Source organism: Thalassovita sp. ABM4_323 (genome assembly GCF_056158665.1).
In genome coordinates this window covers 2,858,820-2,872,576 of record NZ_JBSWTS010000007.1, presented here as the reverse complement: position 1 = coordinate 2,872,576, position 13,757 = coordinate 2,858,820, and the positions used below count along the sequence as shown (strand labels likewise).

At 60.7% G+C, this 13,757-nt stretch carries 14 protein-coding genes; 6 read left to right on the top strand and 8 right to left on the bottom strand.

What is annotated here, in order from left to right; all coding sequences use genetic code 11:
• Window positions 1-31 precede the first annotated feature (31 nt).
• Both cysE and cysK read left to right on the top strand, forming a co-directional pair.
• Window positions 32-838 (top strand): serine O-acetyltransferase, encoded by an 807-nt coding sequence (gene cysE, locus ACXADQ_RS16610; protein ID WP_475323435.1) that lies wholly within the window; start codon window positions 32-34, stop codon window positions 836-838.
• A 205-nt stretch (window positions 839-1,043) separates the two neighbouring features.
• Window positions 1,044-2,111 carry a cysteine synthase A gene (gene cysK, locus ACXADQ_RS16605; protein WP_475323432.1) on the top strand — a complete coding sequence of 356 codons (1,068 nt, stop codon included), beginning with the start codon at window positions 1,044-1,046 and terminating at the stop codon, window positions 2,109-2,111.
• Window positions 2,112-2,174: 63 nt separating this feature from the next.
• Here cysK and ACXADQ_RS16600 read toward each other — a convergent pair whose 3' ends face one another.
• The 4 genes from ACXADQ_RS16600 to ACXADQ_RS16585 all read right to left on the bottom strand — a co-directional run bounded on the left by ACXADQ_RS16600 (window position 2,175) and on the right by ACXADQ_RS16585 (window position 6,324).
• Window positions 2,175-3,482, bottom strand: coding sequence for a pyruvate dehydrogenase complex dihydrolipoamide acetyltransferase (locus tag ACXADQ_RS16600; protein WP_475323429.1), 1,308 nt, complete (start codon window positions 3,480-3,482; stop codon window positions 2,175-2,177).
• A gap of 12 nt (window positions 3,483-3,494) precedes the next feature.
• Window positions 3,495-4,871 carry a pyruvate dehydrogenase complex E1 component subunit beta gene (locus ACXADQ_RS16595; RefSeq protein WP_475323426.1) on the bottom strand — a complete coding sequence of 459 codons (1,377 nt, stop codon included), beginning with the start codon at window positions 4,869-4,871 and terminating at the stop codon, window positions 3,495-3,497.
• Between the two features lie 12 nt (window positions 4,872-4,883).
• A complete protein-coding gene (gene pdhA, locus ACXADQ_RS16590) occupies window positions 4,884-5,873 on the bottom strand; it encodes a pyruvate dehydrogenase (acetyl-transferring) E1 component subunit alpha (protein ID WP_475323422.1) in 990 nt (329 codons plus the stop codon).
• A gap of 151 nt (window positions 5,874-6,024) precedes the next feature.
• Window positions 6,025-6,324, bottom strand: coding sequence for an FtsB family cell division protein (locus ACXADQ_RS16585; RefSeq protein ID WP_475323419.1), 300 nt, complete (start codon window positions 6,322-6,324; stop codon window positions 6,025-6,027).
• 219 nt (window positions 6,325-6,543) lie between these two features.
• Here ACXADQ_RS16585 and ACXADQ_RS16580 point away from each other — a divergent pair, with 219 nt between their 5' ends.
• A complete protein-coding gene (locus ACXADQ_RS16580) occupies window positions 6,544-8,160 on the top strand; it encodes an acyl-CoA dehydrogenase family protein (protein WP_475323415.1) in 1,617 nt (538 codons plus the stop codon).
• Here the strand turns inward: ACXADQ_RS16580 and ACXADQ_RS16575 are convergent.
• The 3 genes from ACXADQ_RS16575 to ACXADQ_RS16565 all read right to left on the bottom strand — a co-directional run bounded on the left by ACXADQ_RS16575 (window position 8,157) and on the right by ACXADQ_RS16565 (window position 10,937).
• On the bottom strand, window positions 8,157-8,657 hold the full coding sequence (locus ACXADQ_RS16575; RefSeq protein ID WP_475323411.1) for an N-acetyltransferase family protein: 501 nt from the start codon (window positions 8,655-8,657) through the stop codon (window positions 8,157-8,159). The two genes, ACXADQ_RS16580 and ACXADQ_RS16575, sit on opposite strands and share 4 nt — an antisense overlap.
• A gap of 66 nt (window positions 8,658-8,723) precedes the next feature.
• Window positions 8,724-9,617 (bottom strand): fructose bisphosphate aldolase, encoded by an 894-nt coding sequence (locus tag ACXADQ_RS16570; protein WP_475323407.1) that lies wholly within the window; start codon window positions 9,615-9,617, stop codon window positions 8,724-8,726.
• A gap of 126 nt (window positions 9,618-9,743) precedes the next feature.
• Complete coding sequence (locus ACXADQ_RS16565; RefSeq protein WP_475323403.1) at window positions 9,744-10,937, bottom strand: phosphoglycerate kinase; 1,194 nt, start codon at window positions 10,935-10,937, stop codon at window positions 9,744-9,746.
• 126 nt (window positions 10,938-11,063) lie between these two features.
• Here ACXADQ_RS16565 and ACXADQ_RS16560 point away from each other — a divergent pair, with 126 nt between their 5' ends.
• A complete protein-coding gene (locus ACXADQ_RS16560; protein WP_475323399.1) occupies window positions 11,064-11,570 on the top strand; it encodes a peptidylprolyl isomerase in 507 nt (168 codons plus the stop codon).
• A complete protein-coding gene (locus tag ACXADQ_RS16555) occupies window positions 11,563-12,111 on the top strand; it encodes a peptidylprolyl isomerase (protein ID WP_475323396.1) in 549 nt (182 codons plus the stop codon). The genes ACXADQ_RS16560 and ACXADQ_RS16555 overlap by 8 nt, the downstream gene beginning before the upstream one ends.
• A gap of 66 nt (window positions 12,112-12,177) precedes the next feature.
• On the opposite strand, the gene ACXADQ_RS16550 is transcribed toward ACXADQ_RS16555, so the two are convergent.
• A complete protein-coding gene (locus tag ACXADQ_RS16550) occupies window positions 12,178-12,549 on the bottom strand; it encodes a hypothetical protein (RefSeq protein ID WP_475323395.1) in 372 nt (123 codons plus the stop codon).
• Window positions 12,550-12,705: 156 nt separating this feature from the next.
• On the opposite strand from ACXADQ_RS16550, the gene ACXADQ_RS16545 reads away from it, so the two are divergent.
• The gene (locus tag ACXADQ_RS16545; RefSeq protein ID WP_475323391.1) at window positions 12,706-13,674 is read left to right on the top strand and encodes a DUF3179 domain-containing protein; all 969 of its coding nucleotides are present in this window, start codon (window positions 12,706-12,708) and stop codon (window positions 13,672-13,674) included.
• Window positions 13,675-13,757 lie beyond the last annotated feature (83 nt).

Here is a 13,757-nt window from a genome sequence, read left to right as displayed (position 1 = left end):
GTTATAGTCCATCGGACCGGAGGGCCAAATCATGGTTGAAACACGCGCACATCTGACCGAATTGGATCCCGTTTGGTCGCGGATCATCGCCGAAGCCGAGCAGGCCGTCACCGACGAGCCCCTGCTGGGTGGATTGTTGCATTCCAGCATCCTGCATCACAACTCGATCGAAAAGGCCTTGGCTTATCGGATTTCGCTCAAGCTGGCTTCGAACGAAATGTCTGAACAGTTGTTCCGCGAAATCTGTGACAGCGCCTACAATGCCGATCCCGATCTGGCCCTGTCGGCGCGCGCGGATATCGTGGCCGTCTACGAGCGCGATCCCGCCTGCCATCGTTTCGTGCAGCCGCTGATGTTCTTTAAGGGCTTTCAGGCCGTGCAAGCGTATCGCGTGGCGCATTGGTTGTGGGGGCAGGGCCGCCATGACATGGCCTATTTCTTCCAGATGCGCATCTCGGAAACCTTTGGCGTCGATATTCACCCGGCCGCGAAAATCGGCAAGGGCATCATGATCGACCACGCCCATTCCATCGTGATCGGGGAAACCGCCGTTGTGGGCGACAATGTCAGCCTGCTGCACTCGGTCACGCTGGGCGGCACCGGGAAAGAGGACGAGGATCGCCACCCCAAGATCGGCGATGGCGTTCTGATCGGGGCAGGCGCCCATGTGCTGGGCAATATCAAGATCGGCCATTGCTCGCGCGTGGCGGCGGGCTCGGTCGTGCTGCATGATGTGCCGCCCAAAACCACGGTCGCTGGCGTGCCGGCCAAAGTCGTGGGCGAAGCAGGATGCGAGACGCCCTCGGTCACCATGGATCAGCTGATCAGCACGCGCTAATTTCTCTGGAATTTGAACGATCAGACCGCAAGGCTCAACTCGGCGTTGCGGTCTGTTTTTTTACATTTCTGAATATGAGGCGGAGTTTCCGTCAGATTGTTCCGACAGTAAGCGAATAATTGGAACAGGGTCCCAAAACTTCTGATTGTGGTGATTTTGTCCGCTGCCTACCATATTCGCGATTTTCAGTATCAGGAGACGCGAAATGACACGTCAGACCGAAGGACGCGGGCAGCTGTATGGCTCGGTGCTGGACACCATTGGCGACACGCCCGCCATCCGTATTAACAAGCTCGCCCCCGACCATGTGAATCTCTATGTGAAGGCCGAGGCGTTCAATCCCGGCGGTTCGGTCAAGGACAGGCTGGCGCTCAGCATCATCGAGGCCGCCGAGGCCTCGGGCGCGCTGAAACCCGGTCAGACTGTGGTCGAGGCAACCAGCGGTAACACTGGCATCGGCCTGGCCATGGTCTGCGCGGCCAAGGGCTATCCGCTGGTCATCACGATGGTCGAAACCTTCAGTGTCGAGCGGCGCAAACTGATGCGGTTCCTGGGCGCCAAGGTGATCCTGACTCCGAAAGAGCAAAAAGGCACCGGCATGTACCAAAAGGCCAAAGAACTGGCCGAAAAGAACGGCTGGTTCTTTGCGCGCCAGTTTGAAACCGAAGCCAACGCCGATATCCACGAACGCACCACCGCGCGCGAAATCATGAATGATTTCAAGGGGGAAGGGCTGGATTACTATGTCTCGGGATTTGGCACGGGGGGCACCATCACTGGGGTCAGCCGCGTTCTGCGCGCCGAAAGCCCCGACACCAAGATCATCCTGACCGAGCCCGCAAACGCCGCCATGATCGAAAGCGGAACGGCGCAGGAGCGCACCGAGGATGGCGAACCGGCCGCCAGCCACCCGGCATTCCAGCCGCACCCGATCCAAGGCTGGACACCCGATTTCATCCCGCTGGTCTTGCAGGAATTGCTGGACAAAAACGGCTATGACGAGTTGCTGCCGGTGCCTGGCCCCGAGGCCATCGCGGCCTCACAGGCGTTGGCGCGTGAAGAGGGTGTTTTCACCGGGATTTCCGGCGGTGCGACCTTCGCAACCGCGTTGAAGGTTGCTGAAACCGCGCCCGAGGGCTCGACCATTCTGGCCATGTTGCCGGACACGGGCGAGCGTTATCTGACCACGCCTCTGTTCGAGGGCGTCGAGGCCGAGATGACCGAGGAAGAGATCGCCCTGATGAAATCCACACCGGGCTATCAGATGGGCTAACCCTGCAAACAACAAAAAACGCCGGGGCAAAACCCCGGCGTTTTCTTTTGTCATTAGACCCCTTTAGGCCAGCATGGTCATCGGGTTTTCCAGGTTGTCCACGATTGCTTGCAGCAGGTTCGCACCCAGTGCGCCGTCAATCACGCGGTGATCCACGGACATGGTCACGGACATGACAGTGGCCACGGTCAGCTCGCCATCTGCGCCAACAACCGGCTTTTTCACGCCCGAGCCAACTGCCAGGATGCCCGAATGCGGCGGGTTCACGATGGCGTCGAAATTGTCGATGCCGAACATGCCCAGGTTCGAGATGGCAAAGGTGCCGCCCTGGTATTCATGCGGCGCCAGTTTGCGATCACGGGCACGACCGGCCAGATCTTTCATCTCGGTCGACAGGGCCGACAAGGATTTCATATCCGCGTCTTGCAGAACCGGGGTGAACAGACCGCCTTCGATCGCGACGGCAACCGCCACGTCCGAGGGTTTCAGCTGCAGCACACGATCACCGGCCCAGACAGCGTTACACTCGGGCACCGCTTGCAGAGCGTTGGCAACGGCCTTGATGATGAAGTCGTTGACCGACAGTTTGACCCCACGGCCTTCCAGCTGTTTGTTCAGCTGGCTGCGGAATTTCAGCAGGGCGTCCAGCTGAATGTCGCGGCGCAGATAGAAATGCGGGATGGTCTGTTTGGCTTCGGACAGGCGCGAGGCGATGGTCTTGCGCATGCCGTCCAGCTTGACTTCTTCGAACTCGCGACCTTCGTACATTTTCAGCACGGTGTCGGTCGACGGGCCGGTGGGCGCCGCAGCGGCTGCAGGGGCCGCAGCAGGGGCTGCCGCCGGAGCAGCGGCAGGCGCCGGTTTGGCGGTGGCGTTTTCGACATCCGCCTTGACGATCCGGCCACGCGGCCCCGAGCCCGTGATTTGCGACAGGTCCAGGCCCTTGTCGGCCGCGATGCGGCGCGCCAGGGGCGAGGCGAAAATGCGCGAACCATCGGCGGCAGCCGGGGCCGCCGGGGCAGGGGCAGCCGCAGAGGGAGCGGCGCCCTCGGAGGCGGCAGGCGCCGCCTCGGCCGCCGCTGCGGCAGGAGCCGCGGGCGCGCTGGTGTCGATGTCATCGGCGCTTTCACCGTCTTCCAACAGGACGGCGATGGGCGTGTTCACCTTGACCCCTTCGGAGCCATCGGCGACCAGGATTTTGCCGATCACGCCTTCGTCCACGGCTTCGAATTCCATCGTCGCCTTGTCGGTTTCAATTTCGGCCAGAAGGTCGCCCGATTGCACGGTGTCGCCTTCTTTGACCAGCCATTTTGCCAGCGTGCCTTCCTCCATGGTGGGGGACAGGGCGGGCATCAGGATTTCGGTAGGCATCAGAAATTCTCCTTACCGGTAAGTGACTTGCTTCACGGCGGCGATCACTTCGTCGGTGGTGATCAGCGCGTGGCGTTCCAGGTTTGCGGCGTAGGGCATAGGCACGTCCTTGCCGGTGCAGTTGATCACGGGCGCATCCAGATAGTCGAAGGCGCGTTCCATGATCGTGGCCGACAGGTGGTTGCCGATCGAGGCGACGGGGAAGCCTTCCTCGATGGTGACGCAGCGGTTGGTTTTCATGACCGAGGCCAGCACGGTGTCATAGTCGATCGGGCGCAGGGTGCGCAGGTCGATGACTTCGGCGCTGATGCCGTCTTCGGCCAGTTTGTCCGCGGCTTCCAGAGCGTATTGCATGCCGATGCCGAAGCTGACCAGCGTCACATCGGTGCCTTCGCGCCAGATGCGGGCCTTGCCGAACGGGACGGTGAAATCGTCCATATCCGGCACATCAAAGCTGCGACCGTAGAGGATTTCGTTCTCCAGGAAGATGACCGGGTTGGGGTCACGGATGGCGGTTTTCAGCAGACCTTTGGCATCCGAGGCCGAGTAGGGCATCACCACTTTCAGACCAGGGATCTGAGCATACCATGCCGCATAGTCCTGGCTGTGCTGAGCGCCCACGCGGGCGGCCGCGCCGTTCGGGCCACGGAACACGATCGGGCAACCCATCTGGCCACCGGACATGTACAGGGTCTTTGCGGCCGAGTTGATGATGTGGTCAATCGCCTGCATGGCGAAGTTGAAGGTCATGAACTCGACAATCGGGCGCAGACCGGCAAAGGCCGAGCCCACGGCGATCCCGGCGAAACCATGCTCGGTGATCGGGGTGTCGATGACGCGTTTGGATCCGAACTGATCCAGCAGACCTTGGGACACTTTGTAAGCGCCCTGATATTCGGCGACTTCTTCGCCCATCAGGTAGACGCTTTCGTCGCCGGTCATTTCTTCGGCCATGGCGTCGCGCAAGGCTTCGCGGACCGTTTGCTGTTTCATCGGGGTGCCTTCGGGCCAGTCGGGTTCCAGATCGACGGTGGGCACGGGCGTTGCAACGGCAGCAGGGGCCGAGGCCAGCTTGCCTTCTTCGCCCTCCAGAACGGCCGGCACGGCGGTGCTGGTGTCCGAGACCTGGATGTCGTCTGCGCTTTCGCCTTCTTCGATCAGGATCGCGATGGGGGTGTTCACTTTCACGCCCTCGGTGCCGTCCTCGATCAGGATCTTGCCGACGATACCTTCGTCAACCGCTTCGAACTCCATGGTGGCCTTGTCGGTTTCGATCTCGGCCATGATGTCACCGGATTGCACGGTGTCGCCTTCCTTGACCAACCATTTGGCCAGGGTGCCTTCCTCCATGGTGGGGGACAGGGCGGGCATAAGAATTTCGGTAGCCATATCTCTGTCTCCTTAGGCGTAGATGTCGGTCCACAGCTCTTCGAGCGCGGGTTCGGGGCTGGTTTTGGCGAATTCGGCGGACGCGTTGACGATTTCCTTGATCTCTTTGTCGATCGCTTTCAGGTCGTCTTCGGTGGCGTGTTTGCCGTTCAGCAGCAACTCGCGCACGTTTTCGATGGCGTCACGCTCTTCGCGCATTTTCTGGACTTCGTCGCGGGTCCGGTATTTCGCCGGGTCCGACATCGAGTGGCCGCGGTAGCGGTAGGTTTTGACCTCGAGGATATAGGGGCCTTTGCCCGAACGGCAGTGGGCGACAGCTTTTTCGCTGGCGGCTTTCACGGCCAGAACGTCCATGCCGTCGACGGCTTCACCGGGGATGCCGAAGGCTTCGCCGCGGGTATACAGTTCGGGGGTCGAGGTCGAGCGCGCCTGGGCGGTGCCCATGGCGTATTGGTTGTTCTCGATCACAAAGATCACGGGCAGGTCCCACAGGGCAGCCATGTTGAAGGTCTCGTAGACCTGGCCCTGGTTGGCAGCACCATCGCCGAAATAGGCAAAGGTCACGCGGCCGTTCTCGTTATATTTGTCGGCAAAGGCCAGACCGGCGCCCAGCGGCACCTGCGCGCCCACGATGCCGTGGCCACCGTAGAAATGCTTCTCTTTGCTGAACATGTGCATCGAGCCGCCCTTACCCTTGGAATAGCCGCCTTCGCGACCGGTAAGTTCAGCCATCACACCGTTGGGGTCCATGCCGCAGGCCAACATGTGGCCGTGGTCACGATAAGAGGTGATGCGCTTGTCGCCTTCTTCGGTCGCGGCCTCCAGGCCCACAACCACGGCTTCCTGACCGATATACAGGTGGCAAAAGCCCCCGATCAGGCCCATGCCGTACAGCTGACCGGCTTTTTCTTCAAAGCGACGGATCAGTAGCATGTCACGATAATATTGTTTCAGCTCGTCCGCAGATACGTTGGACTTGCTTTGGGTCTTTCTGGCGGCCATTCGGCGTCCTCCTCCCGATTTTGGCAATAGTTTAGCGTTAAACCAATTTATACAGCATCAAATCAATTTGTGCGAGCGCAAATTGACGCAAGGGCGAATTTCCGAAGAAATCGCCTTTTATCATATGCTTAGAGGGGTGAGGGGGCGAATGTTAGCGAATAACCAATTCGTCTGCGCGCAACATGCCAAGGATCGAGCGCGCCTGTTCGTCCAAAAGATCAAGGTCCAGATAATCGTCAGACAAGCGCTTGGTCAGGTTCTCCATCCGGGTGACTTCGGCGGTCAGACCTGCCAGCTCTACCTCCAGAGTTTGCGTTTCGGCTGTAATCTCGGCGCGGCGAAATACACCAAAACTGCCCTGCACGGCGGCGAAGGTGAAATACGCCCCGGCGGCGAATGCCAATGTGAAGAATATCCAAGCCCCAATAGCGGGGGTCCTGCGACGTGTCATCGTTTCTGCCTCTGGTTCCGCCTCTGACGGGCGGTGAGGGTACAATGCCATAAGTGATTCGCTTTGTGAATCCCTGAAATGTGTCTTTTGGGCAGACTTTTTGGTGCTGCGAAGACGTTCCCAGGATCCGCCGCGCCGGACGTCGCGTAACAGTGGATCGGGTCGTGGTCTGCGGTCACTCTGGCGCCCAGAACGAGGAGAGTTCTCGGGGGAGACAGCATGACAGTTCCGGGCCATGACGCGCTGAACACACACGAGGTGGCCAATCAGCCAAAACCCAGAGAGGCGCGGGATCTGTGGGCCGAGGATCTGCCCCTGCGTCAGCTGGCTGCTTTGGCAGGGGCCGATGCCGATCTGTTGGCCGTCGCTGGACAGACCTACGGCAGCGAATTTATCCGGCAAAGTGCTCAAGAAGCGCGCCGCGATCCGCCGCGCTTGGTGCCCTATGGGCGGGACGGGCGCCGTCTGGACGAGGTGCGCTATAACGCGGGCTATCATGATGTCCTGAGGCTGGGTGTCGAAAGCGGGTATGCCGCGTTGCCGTGGGAGGGCGCGCAAGGTGGGCATGCCACCCATGCCGCGCTGACCTATTTTATGGCTCAGCTGGAACCCGGGGTGTCCTGCCCCCTGACCATGACCTATGCGGCGGTGCCGGCCTTGCTGAATGACCCTGTGCTGGCCGCGAAATGGAGACCCAAGCTGACCGCGCGCAGCTATGACCCGTCGATCCGCCCGGTCTCGCAGAAATCCGGGGCCACCATGGGGATGGCAATGACGGAAAAACAGGGGGGCTCGGATGTGCGGGCCAATACCACGCGCGCCGTGCGGGATGGGGATGACTATCGCTTGATTGGGCACAAGTGGTTTTGCTCGGCGCCCATGTGCGATGGGTTCCTGACGCTGGCGCAGGCGCCGGGGGGGCTGACCTGTTTCGTGGTGCCCCGATGGCTGGAGGACGGCACGCGCAATGCGATGCATCTGCTGCGGCTGAAGGATAAGCTGGGCAATCGGGCCAATGCCTCGTCCGAGATCGAATATGACTATGCTTTGGCGCACCGGCTGGGCGAGGAGGGGCAGGGCGTTAAGACGATCATTGAAATGGTGCATCATACGCGGCTGGACACGGCGATTGCGCCTGCGGGTTTGATGCGCGCTGCGCTGTCCGAGGCCAAGTGGTGGATTGAGGGGCGCAGCGCCTTTCAGCGCCGCTTGATTGATCAGCCGCTGATGCAATCCGTGATGGCCGATCTGGCCCTGGATCACGAGGCCGCTCTGGCGCTGGCCATGGGCTGTGCGCAGGCGTTTGATGGGCAGTCAGACGAGGATCGCGCCTTTGCCCGGATCGCCGTGGCCTTGGCCAAATACCTGTCCAACAAACGCGCGCCGGGCGTGATCTATGAGGCGATGGAGTGTCTGGGGGGCATGGGCTATATTGAGGAGACGCCGCTGCCGATGCTGTACCGCGAGGCACCGCTGAACTCGATCTGGGAGGGATCGGGCAACGTGATCTGCCTGGACATCCTGCGCACGCTAGCGCGCGCGCCTGCGGCGGGCGAGGCCTTGATGGCGCGGTTGCAGCGGGTGCAGGGGCTGGACGCGCGGTTCGATGCAGCACTGGCGGCGCATCTGGACCGCTGGCCCACGGTTCCCCCCGAGGCCGAGGCGCGCTGGTTCACCGAAAACCTGGCCACGCTGTTGGCGGCGGTGATGCTGCTGGAAACGGCGCCGAATGCGGTGGCTGACGGGTATATCTCGACGCGGGTCGCCGGGCAGCGCGGGGCCACGGCCGGGGCGGTCTCGGGCATTGACAGTGTCGGGATTATCGCGCGGATCTAGGGGGCCTCGCGCTGGTCCAGCACCAACTGCATAAAGGCCAGATCCAGCCAGCGACCGAACTTCTGCCCGACCTGCGGCATCAGCGCGGTTTGCGAAAAGCCCAGCCGTTCATGCAGCGCGATCGAGCCCGCATTCTGGGCGTCGATCCCGGCAACCATCACATGCAGCCCATCAGCACGGGCCCGGGCGATCAGCGCTTCCATCAGCGCGCGGCCAATGCCCGCGCCCTGGGCCTGCGGGGCGACATAGACGGAATGTTCAACCGTTTGCCGGTACCCGTCATGGGGGCGCCACGGCCCATAAGAGGCATATCCCTGCACCCCATCCTGATCCCACACAAAGACCGGCAGTCCAGTTGTCAGCCGGACCTGCATCCAATGCACGCGATTTTCAGCATCCACGGTGATGTCATTCCAGATCGCCGTCGTGTGCAGCACCGCGTGGTTATAGATCGCGGCAATGGCTGGGGCATCTGCGGGCGTTGCGGTGCGGATCATGGAAACCTCAATCAAAAAGGGCGGCCCCAAACGGAACCGCCCTTTCGAAAAACTGTCAAGTCAGGCTTAGCCCGCGACCGACGCTTTATAGATGTCGTCCACGGTGCCGGCCAGGGTCTCGTCAAATTCCGAGTCCGCCTGTTTCGCCGACAGGCCTTCGGTCAGCGCCCGCGAGAAGCTGGCGATAATGCCAGTGTTTTTCGACAGGCGGTCGTTGGCCTCGACGCGCGAATAGCCACCCGACAGGGCGACAACACGCATCACGCGGGGGTGGTCGACCAGCGGCTGATAGGTGTTTTCGGCCTCGGGCAGGGTCAGTTTCAGCATGACCTGCTGGTCATCGGGCAGGGCATCCAGCTGTTTTTTGATCTCGGCCAGCAGGATGGCTTCGGCTTCGGCCTTGTCGGTGATGGTGATGGTCACCTCGGGTTCGATAATCGGAACCAGGCCGTGGCCCAGGATCTGTTTGCCGATGGCGAATTGCTGATCAACCACCTTGGCGATGCCCGAGGTGCTGGCCGCGTTGATGACCGAGCGCATCTTGGTGCCGAAAATGCCCTTGGCCACGGCTTTTTCCAGCAGCGCGTCCAGATCGGGCATGTCTTTCATCACGCACACGCCGTCGTCTTCGTCGGCCAGACCCTTGTCGACCTTCAGGAAGGGAACAACGTGGCGCTCTTCCCACAGGTAGGTGGCCGAGGGCTTGCCGCCGATATCGCTGTCCATGGTGCGTTCGAACAGGATGGCACCGATGATCTGTTTGCCAGTGAAGGCAGGCGAGTTCACGATGCGCGCGCGCATTTCGTGGATCAGGCCGAACATCTCTTCGTCGTTGCTATAGGCGTCTTCCTCGACACCGTACAGTTTCAGCGCTTTGGGGGTGGACCCGCCGCTTTGGTCCAGGGCGGCAATAAAACCGTCGCCGCTGGTGATCTGTTTGGTTTGCTGTTCGTTGGCCATGGTCGTTTCCGTGTAAATCTTTGTATCTATACGAGGGAGCGCCCCCGGGGGGTTCGCCGCGACACTATGTCAGGCGTCCCCGAGGTGCAATTGTGGTCGCGCTAACGGGTGCGCGGATGGGCAAATTCAAGCCGCCGACGCCTCGAGTGCTGCAACACCGGGCAAAACCTTGCCTTCCATCCATTCCAGGAAGGCCCCGCCAGCGGTCGAGATATAGGTGAAATCCGCTGCGGCGTTGGCTTTGTTCAGCGCGGCAACAGTGTCGCCGCCACCGGCGACCGAGGTCAGGCTGCCAGCTTTGCTGAGCTCAGCCGCCTGTTTGGCGGCGGCGTTGGTGGCCGTGTCGAAGGGTTCGATTTCAAACGCGCCCAGCGGACCATTCCAGATCAGTGTCTTGGCGCCGCCCAGAACGCCGCTGATGCGCTCGACGCTGGCAGGGCCCGCGTCCAGAATCATTTTGTTTTCGGGGCAGGCATCGGCGGCGACGGTGCAGTTGTCAGCGTTGGCCTTGAATTCTTCGGCAACCACGACATCCGAAGGCAGCACGATGTCACATCCAACGTCCTTGGCCTTGCCCAGGATATCAGAGGCGGTGTCGGTCATGTCGTGTTCGGCCAGCGATTTGCCCACATCAATGCCTTGGGCGGCCAGGAACGTGTTGGCCATGCCGCCGCCGATCACCAGATGATCCACCTTGGACACCAGATTGCCCAGCAGCTCCAGCTTGGTGGACACCTTGGCCCCACCGACGACCGCCACCACAGGGCGGACAGGGTCGCCAAGCGCGCTTTCCAGCGCTTCCAGTTCCGCTTGCATCAGGCGGCCGGCACAGGCGGGCAACAAACGAGCGATCGCCTCGGTCGAGGCATGGGCGCGGTGCGCGGCCGAGAACGCATCATTGCAATAGACATCCCCCAGTTTGGCCAGACGGGTGGCGAACTCGGTATCGTTCTTTTCCTCGCCCGGATGGAAGCGAATGTTTTCCAGCAGGGTGACTTCGGCGTCCTTGACCTCGTCGGTCGGGTTTTCCGCAGCTTCCAGCGTTTCCACAAAGGCGACCTTGCGCCCCAATGCATTTTCCAGCGCCTTCAGGGTCACGCGCAGCGACATGTCCAGAACGACCTTGCCCTTGGGACGGCCAAAATGCGCCACCAGGATGGGACGTCCGCCCTGGGTCAGGATGTCATTTACAGTGGGCACGATGCGCTGGATGCGGGTGTCATCCGTCACTTCGCCGTCACTGACCGGGACGTTGATATCCACGCGCACCAATACGCGCTTGCCGTCCAGTTCCATGTCATCCAATGTCTTCCAACCCATCGTGGTCTCTCCGCAGCAATAAATTTGGCTCTCTCTTGGCGTGAAGCCGCCCTATCGTCAAGCTCTGGCTTGGCAAAGCGGTTCTTGCGTCTTAGGAAAGGTCCAGCAGAAATGAAGGAGCCCATGATGGCTGACATCAAAGACCCCGAGAACACCATTCTGATGGAGCTGAAAGACGGCACCGTCGTGATCGAGTTGCTGCCCGACGTAGCGCCCAAACATGTCGAGCGTATGAAAGAACTGGCCCGTTCGGGACAGTATGACAACGTCGCGTTTCACCGTGTGATTGACGGTTTCATGGCGCAAACCGGTGACGTGCAGCACGGCGATATGGAAGACGGGTTCAACCTGTCGCGCGCAGGCACTGGTGGCTCAGATCTGCCTGATCTGCCTGCGGAATTCTCGAAGCTGCCGCATGCACGTGGCAGCCTGGGCGCAGCCCGCTCGATGAACCCGAACTCGGCCAACTCGCAGTTCTTCATCAACTTCAAGGACAATGATTTCCTGAACGGTCAGTACACCGTTTACGGTCAGGTCATCGAAGGCATGGAACACGTAGACGCCATCACCCGTGGCGAACCCCCTGCGACCCCGGATCGTATGATCAGCGTGAAAGTGGCCGCTGATGCGTAATCTGGCCTTTGCATTGGCCCTGATGGCCAGCCCGGCTGCGGCAACGGGCCTCAGCATTCAGGTCGAAGGCGAGGGCGCAAATGGCGCAATTGTCATCGATTTGTTCGAGGATCTGGCCCCGGGCCATGTGGAACAGATCACGGCCCTGGCTGCCGAAGGCGCCTATGATGGCGTGGTGTTTCACCGCGTGATCGAAGGCTTCATGGCCCAGACGGGTGACGTGAAATTCGGTAAGCTGGGCGCGGATATGCGCCGGGCGGGGATGGGCGGCTCGGATCGTCCGAACCTCAAGGCTGAATTCACCGACACTCCGTTTGATCGTGGTGTCGTGGGCATGGCACGCGCGGCGGACCCGGACTCGGCCAACTCGCAATTCTTCATCATGTTCGCCCCGGGCCATTTCCTGAACGGTCAGTACACCGTGATTGGCCAGGTGACCGAGGGCATGGAGATCGTCGACCAGATCAAACGCGGCAAAGGCCGCAACGGCGCAGTGGTCGGCCAGCCCGACGTGATGAGCAAGGTCACCGTGACCGAGTGATCTGATCGCCGCTTGAAATACGAAAAGGCCCAGAGATGTCTATGGGCCTTTTTCATAGTTGCAGGGTTACTTGCGCGTGTGAATTCCGCCTTTGTCGCCCTTGCCTTTTTTCCGGTGATACTGGGTTTGCGTGTCGCTGGCATAAACGACCTGGCAATCCGTCCCCAGTTTTTTCTTCCCCAGAACGATATTGCGGCAATAGTATTTCCCTTGCCAGTTCCAGGCGCCGACCAGCTTTTGTTTGTTGTATTTACCCTTCAGCGTGCCATCGGCGTTCACGATGTGCCAGTTGCCTTTGTCATCATAGTATTTGTGGCCAACGACAATCGCGCGGAACTCGCTTTCCTTGCGCAATTTTTTCAGGTCAGAGGCAAGTACCGGAGTTGCCAAAGCAACGGCCACAGTCGCGACGCAAAGTTTCGCCATTAGTTTTTTCATAAATCAGTCCTCTTTAAACGATCGAGGGCAAATTCTATCACATTTTATGCTCTTCTCCTACGGGCTTTCAATCTGCGCGGGTGACGCAGATGTGAACAGGTTTGGCTTTGAGAGCCGGGCATTGTTGCCCATGCTGCCAAGAGGGAGGCGTTGGACATGTTGAAACATCTGATTGTCGCAGTTGCGGTGGCTCTGGCCACCTCGGCGCAGGCCGATCCCGCGTTTTGGAAATATGAATGGCCAAATACTGATTTTGAGCGCACCAGTATTTCCAACTGGACCCAGATCATGTCGGGCGGGCCGGGAAAGGATGGCATCCCTGCGCTCACGGGGCCCGAGTTCAAACCCGCGGCAGAGGAAACCCGCTTTACCCCGACCGAGGCGGTGATTTTGCTGGAGGCCGCCAAAGGCCCAGCCCGCGCCTATCCGCTGCGCTATCTGATGTGGCATGAGATCGTGAATGATCACGTCGATGGGCGGGCCGTGGCGGTGACCTATTGCCCCTTGTGCAACTCGGCCATGGTGTTTGACCGAACCGTGCAGGGGCAGGAATTGGAGTTTGGCGTGTCCGGCAAGCTGCGCAACTCGGACATGGTGATGTATGATCGTCAGACCCACAGCTGGTGGCAGCAGGCCATCGGAACGGGCATCGTGGGCGATCTGACCGGGGTGGTTCTGGAAACCCTTCCGGCCCGTATGGTTGGGTGGGAGCAATTCCTGACGGCGCATCCCGACGGGGTTGTCATGAAACAGCCAGCCCATGCGCGTCCGTATGGCGCGAACCCCTATCGCTCCTATGATCTGTCCAAACGGCCCTTTCTGTACAACGGGGAAAATCCGCCCCACGGGATCGCCCCGTTGGCCCGGGTTGTCCGGGTCGGTGATCGTGCCTGGCCGCTGGAGCGGCTGGCAAAACTGGGCCAGTTGCAAGAATCCGGCGTGACCCTGCAATGGAGCGCCGGCCAGGCCTCGGCGCTTGAGGCAAGCGCGGTGGGCAAGGGGCGCGATGTCGGATCAATTCGCGTTCTGGACGGGCAGGGGCGTGATGTGGCCCATGACGTGTTGTTCGCCTTTGCCTTTCATGCGTTCTGGCCCGAGGGGCAGTGGATGCTGGGCCCGCGCTAAATCCCCCGTTGCCAGCCCCGCACCGCTGCGCTAGACAGGCGGTATGAAACGGACCATCTGCATTATCTGCTGCATTACCTGCT